Consider the following 17,052-nt stretch of genomic DNA (forward strand, 5'->3'; position numbering starts at 1 on the left):
CACGCGTACTCCTCCTCTTACCACTGGCGTTCGCGGAGCCGCTCGACCGCCGGCGGGCCCTGGCAGGTAGGGCGGCGGGTGACAGGCAATGAGTGACGATTCGACAGCCCTGACGTTTCACCCGCTCCCGGGCGACGTGCCGCGCCCGGCTGCGGGCGCCCCGGCGGTGATCGTCATGCCGGGCGGCGGCTACACCTACCTCGCTCCGCACGAGGGGAAGCCCGCCGCGCAGTGGCTGGGGCGGCTCGGGTTCGCCGCCTGGGTGCTGGAGTACCCGGTGGGGCCGCAGGACGTGCACCCCGCACCACTCAACTCCGCACGGGCGGCGATGCGGCGGGCCCGCACGGAGGCCCCGGGGCTCGGCGTCGACCCGGCGCGCATCGGCGTCCTCGGCTTCTCTGCGGGCGGCCACCTCGCCGCCCACCTCGCCGCCGGCCCGGACACGGCCGACGGTGAGCGGCCCGCGTTCGCGGTGCTCTGTTACCCGGCGACGTCGTGGCACACCTTCGGGCCCGCCGCGGCCAGCGAATCGGGCACGGACCCGCTCATCGGCCCCGCCTCGACCTCCGGGAAGCGCCGCGCGGTCTCCATCGAGTTGATCGCCGTCCCACAGACGCCGCCGATCTTCATCTGGCACTGCGCGGACGACGACATAGTCGGAGTTGACCATGCCCTGTCCCTGACCCAGCGCCTGGCCTCCATGGAGATCCCGGTGGAGCTCCACGTCTTCCCCACCGGCGGCCACGGCGCCGGGCTGGCCGAGGGCATGACGCCCGCCGGCGCCTGGACGTCCCTCTGCGCGAAATGGCTCCGAAGGACGGTCTAGTGTCTCGTTGCCCGTTGCCCGTTGCCCGTTGCCCAACAAGGTTGTGAGCCCCTTGCTTTCCCAGCTCTCCACGTACGTGTCGGACACCGCACCGTGGCGGGGCGCCCTGCGTCCGGCCCGCTCCTGGCTGCACTCCGACGCCCCCTCCCAGTCGCTGAACGGACCCTGGCAGTTCCGTCTGTCGCCCACGGCGGCCGTCGCCGAGGACTTCGCCTCCGAGGACTTCGACGACCGGGGCTGGGACAGCATCCCGGTGCCCGCGCACTGGGTGCTGGAAGGCGACGGCGCCTACGGCCGGCCGATCTACACGAACGTCCAGTACCCGTTCCCGATCGACCCACCGCACGTCCCCGACGAGAACCCCACAGGCGACTACCGCCGCCACTTCGACCTCCCCGAGCACTGGTCGGACGCCGAGCGGGTCCTGCTGCGGTTCGACGGGGTGGAGTCGCTGTTCCGGGTCTGGGTGAACGGCGTCGAGATCGGCAGCGCCAGTGGCAGCAGGCTGGCCCACGAGTTCGACGTGACGTCCGCGGTGCGACGGGGCGGGAACGTCGTCGCCGTACGGGTGCACCAGTGGTCGGCCGCCAGCTACCTGGAGGACCAGGACCAGTGGTGGCTGCCGGGCATCTTCCGGGACGTCACCTTGCTCGCCCGCCCGGCCGGGGGCGTCGAGGACGTCTGGCTGCGCACCGGCTACGACCACGGAGACGGCCGTATCGACCTGGAGGTCACAGCCGACGCGGCCGCGTTCCCCGTCACCCTGCGCATCCCCGAACTCGGCGTCGAGCGGGTCTGGGCCACCCCGGCCGACGTGGCGCCCCTCGACATCGCGGGCGTGGAGCCGTGGTCGGCCGAGCAGCCCCGTCTGTACGACGCCACCGTGTCCTCGGCCGCGGAGAGCATCGCCCTGCGCGTGGGCTTCCGCACGGTCGAGATCCGCGGCGACCGGTTCCTGGTCAACGGCCGCCGTGTCGTCTTCCACGGGATGAACCGGCACGAGGCCCACCCCGAGCGCGGCAGGGTCTTCGACGAGGAGCACGCCCGTGCGGACCTGGCCCGCATGAAGCGGTTCAACGTGAACGCCATCCGCACCAGCCACTACCCCCCGCATCCCCGGCTGCTCGACCTCGCCGACGAACTCGGCTTCTGGATCATCCTCGAATGCGATCTGGAGACCCACGGCTTCGAGAACGTCGACTGGGCCGGCAACCCGAGCGACGACCCTGCCTGGCGCGCGGCCTACCTCGACCGTGTCCAGCGCACCGTCGAGCGGGACAAGAACCACCCCGGCGTCGTGATCTGGTCACTCGGCAACGAGGCCGGAACCGGCGCCAACCTCGCCGCCATGTCGGCCTGGGTCCACGCCCGCGACCCCGAGCGTCCCGTGCACTACGAAGGTGACTACACCGGCGAGTACACCGACGTCTATTCGCGCATGTACCCGACCGTCCCGGAGGCCGAGCAGATCGGCACGGACGGTTCGACCGCGCCGCTGCTCGGCTGCACCCCCGCCCAGGGCGCCCGGCAGCGCACCAAGCCGTTCCTGCTCTGCGAGTACGCCCACGCGATGGGCAACGGGCCGGGTGCCCTCGACCAGTACGAGGAACTGGTCCACCGGTTCCCGCGGCTGCACGGCGGCTTCGTCTGGGAGTGGCGCGACCACGGCATCCTGACCACGGCCCCGGACGGGACGCCCTACCACGCCTACGGCGGTGACTTCGGGGAGGTCGTGCACGACGGCAACTTCGTGATGGACGGAATGGTGCTCAGCGACGACGTGCCGACGCCGAGCCTGCACGAGTTCAAGGCGGTCACGCAGCCGATCCGCTTCGCCTTCGACGGTGACAAGCTCGAGATCATCAACCTGCGGCACTCGGCCGACACGTCCGACCTGCGCTTCCGCTGGCGCGTCGAGCACGACGGAAATCTCGTGGACTCGGGGGAGTGGGATGCCCTGGTCCTCGCGGCGGGCGAGTCGGGGCGGGTGCCGTTGCCGCCGGTCGTGGTGGGCCCGGGCGGCGAGACCTGGCTGACGGTCGAGGCGGTGCTGGCGGCGGCGACCGCCTGGGCGCCGCAGGGGCATGAGATCGCCACCGCCCAACTTGACCGCTCGGTGCGGCGGCCGGTGCCCGCAGCCCGGCCCCGGCGCGACTGGCGGCCCGGCGAGGGAACACTGACGCTCGGCATCGCCGAGTTCACCGGCGGCTCCCTCACCCGCCTCGCCGGGCGCCCCGTGACAGGCCCACGCCTGGAGCTGTTCCGCGCGCCCACCGACAACGACGAGAGCCGGGCCGACCGGCTGGAGGGCAGCGACGACAGCGTCCTGGGGGTGTCCAGCGCCGACATGTGGCGCCGCGACGGCCTGGACCGGTCGACCACGCGGCGCCTCGGCGTCGAGCAAGCGGCGGACGCTTTGCGCACCGTCGACCGGGTCTCCGCCGCGGACTCCGTCCTCTCGGTGACCGTGGAGTCCGTCTGGTCGATCGAGGACGGCGAACTCGAACTGCGCGTGGAGATCGAGCCCTCGCGCGGCTGGCGGTCGGTGTGGCCGCGGATCGGGGTGCGCTTCGAACTGCCCGACGGGACGGCGCCCGTCGATGGTGCGGACTGGTTCGGCCTGGGCCCGCTGGAGTCCTACCCAGACAGTCTCCGCGCGGCCCGCACCGGCCGGTTCTCCTGCGGAGTCCGGGACCTCGCGGTCGCCTACGCGCGTCCCCAGGAAACAGGCCACCGCTCCCAAATGCGCCGCCTCACGCTGACCAGCGGCGGCACCGAGGTACTGCGGCTCGTGGCCCTCCCCGACGCCCGCGGGCGGCGCCCCGGCTTCACCCTCGGCCGCCACACCCCCCAGCAGATCGCCCAGGCCGCACATCCCTTCGAGCTGCCGGAGTCGACCACGAGCCACCTGATCATCGACGCCGTCCAGCACGGACTCGGCTCCCGGTCCTGCGGGCCGGACGTGTGGCCGAAGTTCGTGCTGCGCCCCGAAGCCCGCACCATCAGGCTGCGTATCACAGCGGGCACGTGAGCACGGGAACCCGCCGCCGACGGTGCTGACCGCCGAGGGCCGGCGGGCCAGAGCGCGCTCTGCCCGCCTGCCAACCGTGATCAAGCCCAACGCTCGACCCCGCGTACGACTACGGCAATCAAGCCCCCGACGACGCCGGAACCAAGGCGATGGCCGACGCCGTCGATCTCGACCTGCTCACCTCCTGAGCACCCCAGCACACCCAACCGCACGTCACCACGCATGGACCCGCACGTCCCCACCAAGAAGGCAGAGCCGCACATGCACACATCCCGAAGGCTCACGGCCACGGCATCCGCCATCTGCCTGGCCGCTGCCGGACTCGCTCTCGTCCCGGCGGGTGCAGCCTCCGCATCGGGCGCCCCGCAGGGCGGCCACGTCTACGCCCTGACGGCGGCGCACAGCGGCAAGAACGCCGCCGTGCGGGCGGACTCCCTGGCCGACGGTGCGACGGTCGTGCAGAAGACCGCCTCCGGTGTCCCCGGTCAGTTGTGGAAGGCGGTCGGCAGCGGACGGCCGGGTCAGGAGCAAGCCAGTGCGGGTTGGCTGTCGGAGGGGCGGCACAGGGCGGTGTGGAGGTGTTCGGCCTCGGCAGGGGACAGCGTGAGCTGTGTGGATGTGACCGGCGCCGTCAACGGCGGCTTCACCGGGCCAGTCATGTTCGCCAAGGGCGGTACGGCCACGATTCGGAACAGCGATATCGCGGCCAAGGGAAAGCGTGGACTTCGACCGGCGCGTGGAACATCGACTGACGTAGCGTAGGGCGTGGTGCGTCACTCGCCACGCAGGAGGGCGATGACCGGCGCGAACTGTTCCATCGCTGCCTCGGCAATCGTCACGAGGGACAATCCCCAGCGGTCACAGGGGGCCAGTAGGTCCCAGGCCAGTTGATCGACCGAACCGACGAGGAAGGCCACCCACCTGCGGCCACGGCCGCAGGTGGGTGGCCGAGTTGCTTCACCAGGACCTCAAGTGCGGCCCGGGGATCGCTGGTCACGACGCAGGCCCACAGCAGGTGGTTCAGCAGGGGCGGCCGGGTCGTGGCGGCCCTCTACGGCCAGCTCCTCACCGCGGCCGGTGAGAACGTGCGCACGTCGACCACCGGCTACGCGACGCCCGCCGACACCGCCCAGGCCGTGGTGGCGGGGAAGCTGAGCCTGGCGCCGGTGTACGAGAGCACCTTGCTGCGCGCGTTGCCGGGCGGCCAGAAGCTGCCCGGCAACATGGCGGCGACGCTGAGCATGGCGCTGCCGCCCGGGACCGACGCGCTGCCCCCGGCGGCGGCCCAGCGCGGGGTCGTCCTGGCCGTCACCCCGGCCACCGCCCGCAAGCACTCCCTGCGCAGTCTCGCCGATCTCCGCAAGGCCGGCCGCCGCCTCACCCTGGGCGGCGCGGCCTCCGGTGACCCGGACGCCCCGACGGCCGCTGCGCTGAAGAAGGCGTACGGCGCCGGTCGGGAAGTCGGCGACCGCCGACGTCCTGGTCCTGGGGAGCACCGATGCCGTCCTCACCCGGGACAGGCTGGTCGTGTTGTCCGACCCCGAGGGCGTCATCCCGCCCGAGCACGTCTTCCTGCTCATCGGTGCGCCCTACGCCGGCCTGGAGGCGAGGAAGGCCCTGGCGCGCCTCAACTCCTCGCTGACGACGGCCCAGCTGTCGACTCTCACGGCCGCCGTCGACGCCGGACAGTCCCCGGCGAAGGCGGTCCGTGGCTGGCTGCGGGCGCACCACCTCCTCCCTTGAACTTGCGCTCCCCCTCCCAGATTGGTGATCGAACCATGGATAAGAACCTGAAGCGAAAGCTCGCCGTGGCCGCTCTCACCGCGACCGCCGCCCTCGGCGGTGTCGCCTTCCCCGCGACGGCCAGCGCCTCGACCTCGAACGTGCAGATCAGGATCTGCAACCACAACAACGCGGCCCTGAAGTTCTACCTCGTCGGCTACAACGACCACGGCGACTGGGGCGGCTCCCGCTTCTGGGACGTCCCGGCCAACGGCTGCACCACGACCAACGACTACTGGTGGCGCACGAACTCCTCCGTCGAGTTCCACTACGCCCGCACCGGCACCGGCTGGACCTGGAAGCAGCTGTACGTCGCGAAGGCCAAGAACGGCAGCACCTCGCAGTTCAACGTCTGACCGCCGGCACCACCACTGCCTCGTACGCAGGCCCAGGTCGTCCCTGACCTGGGCCTGCGTGCTGCTGTCAGGCGGCTGCCCGGCCTTCCCGCCACCAGGACGCACCCCAGGCAAGAAGCGCCCCACCGACCGCGTAGCCGCCGAGCCCCCACCCACGGACCACCTCGGCGAGATGCGCGAGCTTCGGCCACTGTGACGGCCCGCCCCCTGGATCCGTGGTTTGCTTGGTCTCGTCAGCGCTGGTCAGGAGGGTGAAACGATTGGCTATCGACAGCCGCCGCCCCACCATCAGGGATGTGGCGAAGCTGAGCGGGGTCTCTGTGGCCACGGTCAGTTACGTGTTGAACGGCAAAGAGTCCGAAGGCGTCGGCGACGAAGCGAAGCGGCGGGTACGCGCGGCGGTCTCCCAGCTCGGTTACATGCCGAATGCGGCGGGTACGGCGCTGCGGCGCGGGCACTCGGACGTGGTGCTGATCCTCCTGGACCCGTCGTTCGTCGGGGACGTCAGTGAGCACTCGCTCCTGACCACCGTCGCAGCCCTGACGGGTCTGGGGCACACGGTCGTGACCCACACGGTGACGAGCGAACCGGAAGCGGTGAAGGTCGCACGGTCGTTGCAGCCTCGCGGCGTGGTCCTGTTCGCGTTCGTGACCGCTCGTACGTACGGCGAACTCCGCACGTTCGGAGCCGGACGCGTCTTCGGTATCCCTCCTGTCGACGATCCGTCCACCGCCGACCGTCCGTGGGAACGAGCAATCGGCAGGGCCCAGTTGAGGCATGTGGTCGCATGCGGCCACGAACGTGTCCTGTACGCGTTCCCGGAGCCCTCGGCCCGCCTGGTGATCGCCGAGCACCGCCTGCGAGGCGTGCGGGACGAGTGCCGGAGCCTCGGCCTGCCCGAGCCACGCGTGTTCACCCTGCCGCTCACACGGTCGGGCGCGGTGACGGCGCTGTCGAACCTGCCCGAAGCGCGGGGGGCGGCGGTGTGCGCGGCCGACGACCGCCATGGACTCGCCGTGCTGGCGGCGGCGGCTGACCTGGGGTGGTCGGTCCCATCGGACGTGGCCGTCATCGGCGCGGAGGACACCGTCGAGAGCAGGCTGTCCGTCCCGGCGCTCACCTCGGTACGCCTGCTGGAGTCCGAGCGTACGGAGGACTTGCGGGACTGGGTGGAAGCGGCGCTGAACGGTCGGGAGACGACCTCCGACGGCTTCCGCGAGGAGCACGGTGTGTCGCCGGAGGTTGTCGCCCGTGGGTCCACCTGAGTAGCCGCCAGTGCCTCAGGACACACGGAACACGTGGGTCCCGGCGTTCACCCGGTAGACGGCCTGCCGGCCGTCCCGGCTCACCTCGGTCGCGCCCCGATCCGTCGTGACGGTGCTGGAGGCACCGGGAAGCGGGACGCGGACCTCGGTCGGTGTCGCGCCGGGCACTTGAACGGTGAGGGTGAGTCGGCCCTTCTCCCTGTGCCAGCCGGAGCCGACCCTGCCTCGCGGTGTGGTCACGACGGCCGAGGCGAAGCTCAGCCCGTCGGGGACGACCGGCGCGATGAGGGCCCGGCGGTAGCCCGGGGCGGCGGGCCGGATACCCGCCAGGTGCTGGTAGAACCAGTCGTCGACGGTGCCGAGGAAGGCATGGTTGAGTGACTGGTCCTTGCTGGTGTTGGACCAGGTCTCCCATGAACTGGAGGCGCCGCTCTTGACCCAGTTTCCCCAGCTCGGGTACTCGGTCTGCGCGGCGACCCGGTACGCGAGGTCGCCGCGTCCGTGTTCAGTCAGCACCGGCAGAAGGAGTTTGGTGCCGGTGGCGCCGGTGTTGAGGCGGGCGCCGCGGTCGACGACGTCCCGGAGGAGGTTGGCGAACACGGCGTCCTGGTGACCCCGGGGGACCAGACCGTACGCCAGGGCCACCAGGTTCGAAGTCTGTCGGTAGCCGGCCTCCACCGTGGTCCGGTACACGTCCGCGTCGGCGTCGAAGAACCTGGCGTTGAACGCCTTGGAGATGTCGTCGGCCATCGTGTCGAACACGGCGGTGTCGCCGGGGCGGCCGAGTTCGCCGGCGATCCGGGCGAGGGTACGGGCCTCGTGGTAGAGGTCCGCGTTGGCGGTCAGTTCGGAGCCCTCCGGTGGCGCGAGGTTGAGGTTGCCCCCGGCCTCCACGCCGGGCGCGGCCCAGTCACCGAAGGAGAAGCCGCGGTACAGACTGCCGGTACCGGCGATCGTGGACCGCATCAGTTTCATCCACCGCGCCATCGTGTCGTAGTTGTCCCGCAGGACGCCCGTGTCGCCGTAGTGCTGGTAATGGGTCCACACCGTCAGGATCAGCGTGCCTGACCAGGAAGGGTCGTTGTACAGCGGGAACCCGCCGGGGTTGGGCGCGATGACCGGCAGGCTGCCGTCGGGCTTCTGCGACTCCCGCCAAGTGCGCAGCCACTGGCCGAAGAACCTGTCGACATCGAAGTTCAGGGCCGCCGAGTCCAGGTAGAGGTAGGCGTCGGCTGTCCAGCCCTGCCGGTCCCGCCAGGGTGTGTCGGTAGGCAGGCCCCACATGTTGTCCAGCAGCGAGGTGCGCTGGTTGTCGTGGATCTTGTTCAGCAGTGGATTGCCGCTGCGGAACTGTCCCGTCGGCGTCAGCGCGGTGTGTGCGACCCGGGCCTCGATCCTGAAAAGGGTCAGCGGAGCCGAGGAGGACACCTCGACGAAGCGGAAACCGTGCCGCGTGAAACGGGGCTCCCAGGTCTGCGTCCCCCTGCCGTCCAGGATGTAGGAGTCCACATGGGTCAGTTCGGCGGGGCTGACGAGCCCCGGCCGGTGCACGGTCCCGTCGTCGTCCAGCTGTTCGCCGTAGATCAGCGTCACCTTGGTGCCAGGGGGACCGCTGACCTTGATGCGGGCCCAGCCCGCCGTGAGACGGCCGAAGTCGTAGATCTTGGTCCCGGCCGCCGAGGTGGTGGTTCTGCCGGGGGTCAGAGTGTCGGTGACCTTGACCGGTGGCATGTCGGCCGGCACCACGTTCCTGGTGGGAGCGGCCTGCTCCGGCACGGTCTGCCACGCCGAGTCGTCGCACGACGTGCTGGTCCAGTCGGGTACGGCCCGGCGCGCGTCGTAGTGCTCACCGAGGTACAGCGTGTCGCGGACAGGCCCGTCCGCGATCTTCCAGCTCCCGTCGCTGACGACACGCCGGGTGGTGCCGTCGGTGAAGATGACGTCGAGCTGCGCGAGCAGCCGGGGCTCCGAGCGCCAGGGCGCTTGGGACAGGCCGAACACGTCGGGGGAGAAGCGGGGGGTGGCGAAGTAGCCGCGTCCCAGGGTGACGGCGATGACGTTGTCGCCCTTGCGCAGGGAGTCGGTGACGTCGAACGTACGCGAGTACGCCGTCTGGTCGTACACGGACGGCGGCGGATCGAGAACCTGGTCACCGACTCGTCGACCCCCGATCCACGCCTCGTAGAAGCCGAGGGCGGCGATGCTGAACCGCGCGTGCGCAACACGCTTGTCGAGCCGGAACCTCCGCCTCAGCAGCGGCGCTGGATTCTGCTGACCGACGTTGGGCCATGCCTGTGGAGTGTCCCGGCCGATCCACTTCGCCGTCCATTCGACGGGGGACGAGTGCATGGCGGTGTGCCCTGGTTGCACGGCGGCGCTCACGGGACTTGTGAGCCCCGACGCGACACCGACGGCGGCCGCCGCCGTCATCACCGATCGGCGCGTGAGTGAATGCTTGGAAGACATGCGAATTCCTTGTCTCCGGGCGCGCGGCTGGCAGGACCGTCCGCCACCACAGGATTGGAACGTTTCAGTGCACGCTAAGTGGGCGGTCTCAAGCCGGTCAATAGTCCGGTCGATGTCTTCCTTAAACGTTTCGAGCTGCGGTGACTGTCAGTCGACAGTGGCTGGACCGGCGGCCCCAGTTCTCGTCGGCCAGGCCGGTCAATAGGTGCGATGCGGTGTGAGCCACTTCCTCCAGCACGGCGCGGACGGCCTCGGTGACCAGTTCCGGCCGGGTCAGGTCGCGCACCGCGGCCAGGACGTGGGTGGAGTCGGTGCGCTGCGTGGTGTGCTCGCGCACGAGGCTCGGCCTCCTTCAGGCGGGCGGGCGCCAGATCGAGAAGACGGTCGGTTCGGTCGTCCTTGGGCGAGGCGCTCGCGGAAGTCGGGCAGCACGCTGTGGTGGAAGCCAGGTCGTCCAGCTCCATGGCGTGAAGTCGGCCCGGAGCGCGGTCCCGGCCTTTCGGTCGGGCCGTTTCTCCCGGCCGCTTCCCGCACCAGCCGTGCGCCTCTCAACGCAACGGGCGCTCCGCAAGTCCCGTGAGACTCTTGAGGGTTGTCCTCATCCTCTGGTCGGCCATGGGAGGGGATGACTGATCCGTGATAGCGATAGCGCGTGGTATGCACTCTCGCCGGGCTGAACAGTTACCGAGGTGCTGTCACGTTGGTGGGCGGCAGCGGTCATCAGGTGTCGGCGGGGCCGGAAGTGGGGCGAGATGCCGCTGAACGCGGACAGGAACCGCTGGGCCCGCCCACTGAGCGGAAGCCTTTCATCGCCCGTTCGCGCTGCCTGGTGGGTTGGTGGCTGTTCTCGGCCCGGTCGTTGAGGTGCTTCGACTGGCGGTGCTCGACGCGGGGCATGACCTCGCGGTGGGCGGCGCTGTAGGAGCGGAGCTTGTCGGTGACGATCACCCGCGGCACCGCACCGGTCTTCTTCCTCAGGCGGCGGAAGAAGCGCCTGGCGGCGGCCTTGGCCCGGCGGTTCTGCACCAGGATGTCCAGGGCGTTGCCGTCCTGGTCGACGGGCCGCCACAGGTATTGCAACCGCCTGTTGATCTTGATGAAGACCTCGTCCAGATGCCGCTGGTCCCCGGGCCGAGGCTGTCGGCGGCGCAGCGCGCCTGCGCAGGCCTGCCCGAACTTGCCGCACCAGCGGCGGACCGTTCTCCTAGGAGACGACGATCCCGCGCTCGAGCATCAGCTCCTGGACCTCGCGGAAACTGAGCGGGAAGCGGTGGTACAGCCACACGCAGTGGGAGGTGACCTCGACCGGGTGCCGATGACCCCTTGTACGACAGCGACACGGCCCCCACAGGCGACCCCCTCCGGCACGATCAACCAGAAGATCACCCCACCCGGCCAACCAACATGACAGCGCCCTCAGCCGGTCATCCCCACGCCCTCCAGAAAGGCCCGACCCCGCCAGAACCGGCCCCCTCAACGCCGCTCGGCGACGTCGATCATCCGCAGCGCGCGTGTGACGGTCTCGGCGACGGACGGCCCCGCCGCCCCGTCGGGCCGCAGGGCCCAGTCCTCCACCGCGATGCGCATCGCGGTGTTCAGCACGCCCGCTTCCACCCGGACCGCGAAATCGCCGGCCGGCCGGCCCGTACGGGCGGCGATCATCGCGGCGAACGCGGCTTCCGCGTCATAGTGCACCTCCAGCCACACCGCCCGCAGTCCAAGATCGTCACGGCACAGCCGCAGCAGTTCGCGCAGTGCCCGCAGGTGCGGTGCGGTGTCGTCGTCGTAGCGGATGCTCGAGATTGCCTCGGCGAGCGAGTCGTGATCGTCCCCGCAGTCCCGCAGATATTCCGTCAGCAGTTCAAGGCCCGTGGTGAGCAGGGGGCGCACGCACTCCTCCTTGGAGCGGAAGTACCGCCACAGTGTGCGCGTCGACACCCCCGCCGCAGAGGCGATGTCCTCCGCGGTGACCGCCGCCACGCCCTTGGCGCCAAAGAGCCGGACCGCCTCCTCGGCGATCTCCATACGCGTCTCGGCGCGTCGCCGCTCCGTCAGCGGTGGCCGCCCCGTGGCCCCACCCGATCGTCCGGCCATGCGCCCTCCTCGGCTTGCTGCGCCCACTCTATTTTACGTCACGCCATGTCTTGCTGGCGTGAAATGGCCTACTGGCACTACGCGACTTTATGTCGCACTGAGACAAAAACCTGTACTGTCCCTGACGCCGGGCCAAAACAACGAGCAGAGGAGCGCTATGGGTGCCATGGGCCTGTCAGGCAAGAGCGTCATCGTCACCGGAGCCGCCTCCGGCATCGGCCGCGCCACCGCTCTGCGGTTCGCCGAGGAGGGAGCGCGGGTCGTGGTCGCCGACCTGAACGCCGAGGGGGCCAAGAGCGTCGTCGATGCCATCGAGTCCGCCGGCGCAGCGGCCGTCGCTGTCACGGGCGACCTGAGCGACAGCACCGTCATCGACGCGGTCGTGGCCGCCGCGGTCGGCACCTTCGGCGGAATCGACGTGCTGGTCAACAACGCCGGCGTCATGGACAGCATGTCCGCCGCGGCAGACGTCACCGACGCCGAGTGGGAGCGGGTCCTGCGGATCAACCTCACCGCGCCGTTCCTGCTGACCCGGGCCGTGCTGCCGCACATGATCGCGGCGGGCGGCGGCGCCATCGTCAACACCGCGTCCGAGGCGGCGCTGCGCGGCAGCGCGGCCGGCACCGCGTACACGGCTTCCAAGCACGGCATCCTCGGGCTCACCCGCTCCCTCGCGGTGATGTACCGGGACCAGGGCATCCGCACCAACGCCATAGCACCGGGCGGCACGGCCACCGACATCACCGCCGATGTCCACATCGACCGGGAAGCCCACGGACCGGCCGTCGTCGGCAGGCACTTCGTCAACATGGGCCGCATCTGCGAACCGGAGGAGCAGGCCGCCGCCATCGTCTATCTCGCCTCCGACGCGGCGAGCGGTGTCAACGGCGCCATCCTGCCGGTGGACAACGCCTGGGCCGCGGTCTGATACCCCACCCCCGGCTTTACCCCACCTCCCCGTGCCGCGAGAGGAAGAGCACACCCATGTCCATCCCCCACATCCTGGACTTCGACCCGGACACCCTGCGCGAGCGATACCGGGCCGAGCGCGACCGGCGGATCCGCCCGGACGGCAACCGCCAGTATCGGCGTACCACTGGCGAGTTCGGCCACTTCGACGAGGACCCGTACGCCGAGCCCGGGTTCACCCGGGAGCCGCTGCACGACCACGTGGACGTGGTGGTCGTCGGCGGCGGGTTCGGCGGCCTGCTGACCGGTGCCCGGCTGCGCCAAGCGGGCGTGCAGAACGTCCGGATCATCGAGAGGGGTGCCGACTTCGGCGGAACCTGGTACTGGAACCGGTACCCGGGGATCCACTGCGACATCGAGTCGTACGTCTACCTGCCGCTGCTGGAGGAGCTCGGCTACGTCCCGCGGTGGAAGTACGCGCCGGGCGAGGAGATCCGGCAGCACGCGCAGGCGATCGCGCGGCACTTCGGCCTCTACCACGACGCCTGCTTTCGGACGCAGGTGAGCGAACTGCGCTGGGACGAGGGCGAGTCCGCCTGGGTCGTCACCACCGACCGCGGCGACCGTATGACCGCACGCCACGTCGTCGTGGCCACCGGGGTGCTCAGCCAGCCCAAACTGCCCGGGATCGAAAGCATCGAGACTTTTAAGGGCCGCATGTTCCACACCAGCCGCTGGGACTACGATTACACCGGCGGCGACGCGAATGGCGGCCTGACGGGGCTCGCCGACAAGCGCGTCGCCCTCATCGGCACCGGCGCCACCGCCATCCAGGTGGTCCCGCATCTGGGCCGTGACGCGCAGCACCTGTACGTGTTCCAGCGCACGCCGTCCTCCGTGGACGTGCGCGGACAGCGCCCCACAGACCCCGAGTGGGCGGGCTCGCTGCAGCCCGGCTGGGCGCGGCGGCGCCGGGACAACTTCCTCGCGGTCGTCACGGGCACCGGGGCCGACGAGGACCTGGTGGCCGACGGCTGGACCAGCAGCGCCCGCCTCCAGCAGAAGCTCATCCCGACCGACAGCTATGCCGGCCTCTCGCCCGAGGAGCGCGAAGGTCTGGAGGAGATAGCCGACTTCCAGAAAATGAACGAGCTGCGGGCCCGGGTCGACGCGATCGTCGAGGACCCGGCGACGGCCGAGAAACTCAAGCCCTGGTACCGCTACATGTGCAAGCGGCCCACGTTCAGCGACAGCTACCTGGAGACCTTCAACCGGCCGAACGTCACCCTCGTGGACACGGCCGACCACGGGGGCGTGGAGCGCGTCACCGAGCGTGCCGTCGTGGTCGGGGGGGTGGAGTACGAGGTCGACTGCGTCATCTTCGGCACCGGTTTCGAGGCCGGCGTCTCCGGTCTGCTGTCCGGGCAGCTCCCCGCGTACGGCAGGGACGGCGTCGCCCTGCTGGAGGCCTGGCGGAAGGCTGGCCCCAAGACCCTGCACGGCTTCTACAGCCGCGGTTTCCCCAACCTGTTCATGCTCGGCTCGGTGCAGTCCGCCAGCTCGGTGAACTACGTGCACGTCCTGGACGAGCAGGCCACGCACGTCGCCGAGGTGATCGCCGAGGCGCGCAGGCGCGGGGTCCGGTGCGTGGAGCCGACGGCCGAGGCGGAGGCCGCCTGGGGGGCCACGATCCGCGCCAAGTCGGTGGACCTGTACACGTTCCAGTCCGAGTGCACCCCCGGCTACTACAACGCCGAGGGCATGCCGAGACCCCACAGCGAATCGTACGGCGACGGCCCGATCGCGTTCTACGACCTGATCCGGCGCTGGCGAGCGGAGAGCGGCATGGACGAGGTGCTGGCGGAGGAGTCATGACGGAGCGTTCGCAAGAATACGGCCCGGGGCCGCGCAGCACCCGCTGGGAGGCCCGACGCCTCAACTCGCCCAACCCGCTCTGGGGTTCGAACGGTGTCGCGTTCGGCCCCGACGGGCGGCTGTACGTCGCGCAGTTCCTCGCCGGGCAGATCAGCGCCGTCGACCCGGCCACCGGGGACGTCGAGGTCGTGGTCCCGCCGGACGGCCCGGTCCAGTCACCCGACGACCTGGCCTTCGGGGCGGACGGGTCGATGTACATCGCCGACCTGGTCCCCGGACGGGTGTGGCGCCGCAGCCCCGGGGGCGAATACGCCCTCGTCTCCGACGAGGTGAAGGTGCCCAACGGCATCACATGCGTGGGCGACCGGCTCTTCGTCAACGAGATGCGGATGAACGGCCGGCTGCTGGAACTCTTCCCCGAAGGCGGCGAACCGCTCGTCCTGACCGACGGGCTGGCCCTCGGCAACGCCATGCAACTCGGCCCGGACGGCTGCCTCTACTACCCGCACATGGTCAGCAATCAGGTCTGGCGCATCCCCACCGACGGCGGGGTGCCCGAGGTCGTCGCCGAGGACGTGCACGACCCGGTCGCCGTCCGCTTCGATCAGGGCGGCGTCCTGCACGTGCTGTCGCGCGGCCCCCAGGGCATCGTCACCCGCATCGACCTGCACGGCACGGGCTCCCGCTCGCTGGTCACCAGCGGTATCACGGGCCTCGACAACGCCGCGTTCGACGCGGAAAACCGCATGTTCGTCTCCAGCTTCGCGAGCGGCGGCATCACGGAACTGCACCCCGACGGCCGCACCCGGCCCGTGGTGCCGCGCGGTCTGGACGGCCCCTACGGCGTGACGATCGACCTCGGCGGCACGGTGTACGCGGCCGACCACTACCGGGTGGCCCGCCCGGAGGAGCCCGAAGCCGACGCGTCGGGCGACGTCATCACGGAGATCCTTCAGCCCTTCGTCCACGGCATCACGGCCGACGGCGACGTCCTGCACACGACATCGCAGTTCGGCACCGTCCAGACCTACGACCCCAGAACTGGCATCACCCGCACCAGGGCGACCGGTCTGAACCAGCCTCTCGGCATCACGACCCGGCCCGACGGCACCCTCGTCGTCGCCGAGACGGGCGCCGGCCGCGTCATCGCCGTCGACGAGACGGACACGGTCACGGTCCTGGCCGAAGGCCTCGAACACCCCGTGGACGTCACGTTCGACGCCGAGGGCCACTGCTACGTCAGCGACGACCGGCGCGGGGCGGTACTCCGCATCGACGACGGCGAGCCGGTGCCGGTCGCGGACGGCCTCGGCGCTCCGCAGGGCCTGGCGGCCCACGGCGGCGAACTCTTCACCGTGGACACCGCGAGCCGTCGGCTCTGGTCGGTCTCCCTGACGACGGGCGTCACCCGCGTCGAGGCGCAAGACCTGGCGGTCGGCATCCCCCCGGGGACCACGCCGCGCCCGGCCCCCGCCCTCTTCACCCACGGACTGCCCGGCGTGGCCCCGGGGTTCGCGGGTCTCACCACCGCCCCAGACGGCTCCCTGCTCCTGTCGTCAAACGGGGAGGGGACGGTGGTGCGGTTGTCTCCAGCACGGACCGGCACGTGACACGGACCGTGCGGCCTCCGCTCCCCGGAGCGGGTCAACGGCGGCGGCCCCGGGACGGGCCTGAGGCTCCGTGCGTGCGGGGCGGCACCCGTGCGCCCGGAGCCGCTCTCGGAGGGCGACGGCATGAGGACGAGGGGCACGCCAGAGGGCGCCTGGGCGCCGGTGATACGGCTCAGTTCGGCCTCGCCCGAGGGTACCCGGGTGATGCGCGGGGTCATGCCGGCGTCGGCCATCAGGCGGGCCGTCTCACGGCGCTGATGGGGCAGGACCAGCGTGACGACGATGCCCGACACGCCGGCCGGACGGTACGACCGCCCGATGCAGGCCTCAGCGGCGAGGTCCTGGAGGCGCTGCTCGGTGGCGCCCTGCTCCTAATCCTCGAAGAGGCCGTACCCGCCGCCGGAGCGGGCTGCGGCCGCGGGTCGGTGGGGCGCGGTGTCGTTGGTGACGGTCAGGGTCAGGCAGCGGGCCGTGTAGGCCAGGCGGACCTGTGCGGTGCGAGTGGCGGCGTGCTTGCTGACGTTGGTGAGCGGCGTCGGTGTCGGCGACATCACCCTCCGGCAGCTCATTGGCGGGGTTGCCAGTGGGTGGTTTGACGGCGGCCGGGTGGATGAGGCTGGCGATGATGCCTTCACGAGCGCCACCTCCGTCCCGTTTCCCTGTCGGGCCGGAGAGCAGCGCCTTGGCACCCGAGGTCTGCCTTCCGCCGGTTTCGGTCCCGGCTCGGGCAGCGACGGTTCGGTGAGCGGGCGCGGTTCAGGGCGTCCCAGAACATTGGTTTTCTGGATCTGGTGTCCTGTCAGAGGCCGGTGCCGCCGGTGGCGTCGATGGTTTGGCC

At 70.7% G+C, this 17,052-nt stretch carries 15 protein-coding genes and 2 pseudogenes; 10 read left to right on the forward strand and 7 right to left on the reverse strand.

Annotation, left to right across the window (positions count from 1 at the left end):
* Positions 1-88 precede the first annotated feature (88 nt).
* From ACIPFH_RS40950 to ACIPFH_RS40960, 3 genes are all read left to right on the forward strand, one after another.
* Complete coding sequence (locus ACIPFH_RS40950; RefSeq protein WP_401834794.1) at positions 89-826, forward strand: alpha/beta hydrolase; 738 nt, start codon at positions 89-91, stop codon at positions 824-826.
* Positions 827-878: 52 nt separating this feature from the next.
* Positions 879-3,857 carry a glycoside hydrolase family 2 TIM barrel-domain containing protein gene (locus ACIPFH_RS40955; protein ID WP_401834797.1) on the forward strand — a complete coding sequence of 993 codons (2,979 nt, stop codon included), beginning with the start codon at positions 879-881 and terminating at the stop codon, positions 3,855-3,857.
* Between the two features lie 261 nt (positions 3,858-4,118).
* Positions 4,119-4,619 carry an RICIN domain-containing protein gene (locus tag ACIPFH_RS40960; protein ID WP_401834799.1) on the forward strand — a complete coding sequence of 167 codons (501 nt, stop codon included), beginning with the start codon at positions 4,119-4,121 and terminating at the stop codon, positions 4,617-4,619.
* 11 nt (positions 4,620-4,630) lie between these two features.
* Here ACIPFH_RS40960 and ACIPFH_RS40965 read toward each other — a convergent pair whose 3' ends face one another.
* Positions 4,631-4,774 carry a hypothetical protein gene (locus ACIPFH_RS40965; protein WP_401834802.1) on the reverse strand — a complete coding sequence of 48 codons (144 nt, stop codon included), beginning with the start codon at positions 4,772-4,774 and terminating at the stop codon, positions 4,631-4,633.
* Between the two features lie 168 nt (positions 4,775-4,942).
* On the opposite strand from ACIPFH_RS40965, the pseudogene ACIPFH_RS40970 reads away from it, so the two are divergent.
* The 3 genes and pseudogenes from ACIPFH_RS40970 to ACIPFH_RS40980 form a co-directional block, all read left to right on the forward strand.
* Positions 4,943-5,248, forward strand: a pseudogene (locus ACIPFH_RS40970) (ABC transporter substrate-binding protein); the annotation flags it as partial.
* Between the two features lie 130 nt (positions 5,249-5,378).
* The gene (locus ACIPFH_RS40975) at positions 5,379-5,600 is read left to right on the forward strand and encodes a glycine betaine ABC transporter substrate-binding protein (RefSeq protein ID WP_401834830.1); all 222 of its coding nucleotides are present in this window, start codon (positions 5,379-5,381) and stop codon (positions 5,598-5,600) included.
* A 35-nt stretch (positions 5,601-5,635) separates the two neighbouring features.
* Complete coding sequence (locus ACIPFH_RS40980; protein WP_401834833.1) at positions 5,636-5,995, forward strand: hypothetical protein; 360 nt, start codon at positions 5,636-5,638, stop codon at positions 5,993-5,995.
* Positions 5,996-6,062: 67 nt separating this feature from the next.
* Here the strand turns inward: ACIPFH_RS40980 and ACIPFH_RS40985 are convergent, their stop codons facing one another.
* Positions 6,063-6,323, reverse strand: a complete 261-nt coding sequence (locus ACIPFH_RS40985; RefSeq protein ID WP_401834804.1) for a hypothetical protein — start codon at positions 6,321-6,323, stop codon at positions 6,063-6,065.
* A gap of 10 nt (positions 6,324-6,333) precedes the next feature.
* Here ACIPFH_RS40985 and ACIPFH_RS40990 point away from each other — a divergent pair, with 10 nt between their 5' ends.
* The gene (locus ACIPFH_RS40990; protein ID WP_401834807.1) at positions 6,334-7,260 is read left to right on the forward strand and encodes a substrate-binding domain-containing protein; all 927 of its coding nucleotides are present in this window, start codon (positions 6,334-6,336) and stop codon (positions 7,258-7,260) included.
* 15 nt (positions 7,261-7,275) lie between these two features.
* Here ACIPFH_RS40990 and ACIPFH_RS40995 read toward each other — a convergent pair whose 3' ends face one another.
* From ACIPFH_RS40995 to ACIPFH_RS41010, 4 genes and pseudogenes are all read right to left on the reverse strand, one after another.
* Complete coding sequence (locus ACIPFH_RS40995; protein ID WP_401834810.1) at positions 7,276-9,726, reverse strand: family 78 glycoside hydrolase catalytic domain; 2,451 nt, start codon at positions 9,724-9,726, stop codon at positions 7,276-7,278.
* 121 nt (positions 9,727-9,847) lie between these two features.
* Positions 9,848-10,063 carry a hypothetical protein gene (locus tag ACIPFH_RS41000; RefSeq protein ID WP_401834811.1) on the reverse strand — a complete coding sequence of 72 codons (216 nt, stop codon included), beginning with the start codon at positions 10,061-10,063 and terminating at the stop codon, positions 9,848-9,850.
* Between the two features lie 261 nt (positions 10,064-10,324).
* Positions 10,325-11,077: pseudogene (locus ACIPFH_RS41005) on the reverse strand (IS6 family transposase).
* Positions 11,078-11,199: 122 nt separating this feature from the next.
* The gene (locus tag ACIPFH_RS41010) at positions 11,200-11,820 is read right to left on the reverse strand and encodes a helix-turn-helix domain-containing protein (protein ID WP_401834815.1); all 621 of its coding nucleotides are present in this window, start codon (positions 11,818-11,820) and stop codon (positions 11,200-11,202) included.
* A 157-nt stretch (positions 11,821-11,977) separates the two neighbouring features.
* On the opposite strand from ACIPFH_RS41010, the gene ACIPFH_RS41015 reads away from it, so the two are divergent.
* Genes ACIPFH_RS41015 through ACIPFH_RS41025 form a run of 3 tightly spaced genes read left to right on the forward strand, consistent with a single transcriptional unit; the run spans position 11,978 to position 16,214 of the window.
* A complete protein-coding gene (locus ACIPFH_RS41015; RefSeq protein ID WP_401834817.1) occupies positions 11,978-12,748 on the forward strand; it encodes an SDR family NAD(P)-dependent oxidoreductase in 771 nt (256 codons plus the stop codon).
* A 56-nt stretch (positions 12,749-12,804) separates the two neighbouring features.
* Entirely contained in the window at positions 12,805-14,604 is a 1,800-nt protein-coding gene (locus ACIPFH_RS41020; protein ID WP_401834820.1) for a flavin-containing monooxygenase, read from the forward strand.
* The gene (locus ACIPFH_RS41025) at positions 14,601-16,214 is read left to right on the forward strand and encodes a hypothetical protein (protein WP_401834822.1); all 1,614 of its coding nucleotides are present in this window, start codon (positions 14,601-14,603) and stop codon (positions 16,212-16,214) included. The genes ACIPFH_RS41020 and ACIPFH_RS41025 overlap by 4 nt, the downstream gene beginning before the upstream one ends.
* A 371-nt stretch (positions 16,215-16,585) precedes the next feature.
* Here the strand turns inward: ACIPFH_RS41025 and ACIPFH_RS41030 are convergent, their stop codons facing one another.
* Positions 16,586-16,765: a hypothetical protein gene (locus tag ACIPFH_RS41030; RefSeq protein ID WP_401834823.1), complete on the reverse strand. Its 180-nt coding sequence runs from the start codon at positions 16,763-16,765 to the stop codon at positions 16,586-16,588.
* Between the last annotated feature and the right edge of the window lie 287 nt (positions 16,766-17,052).

The sequence above is a fragment of the Streptomyces sp. NPDC088157 genome (assembly GCF_044741545.1).
In the GTDB taxonomy this organism is placed as follows: domain Bacteria; phylum Actinomycetota; class Actinomycetes; order Streptomycetales; family Streptomycetaceae; genus Streptomyces.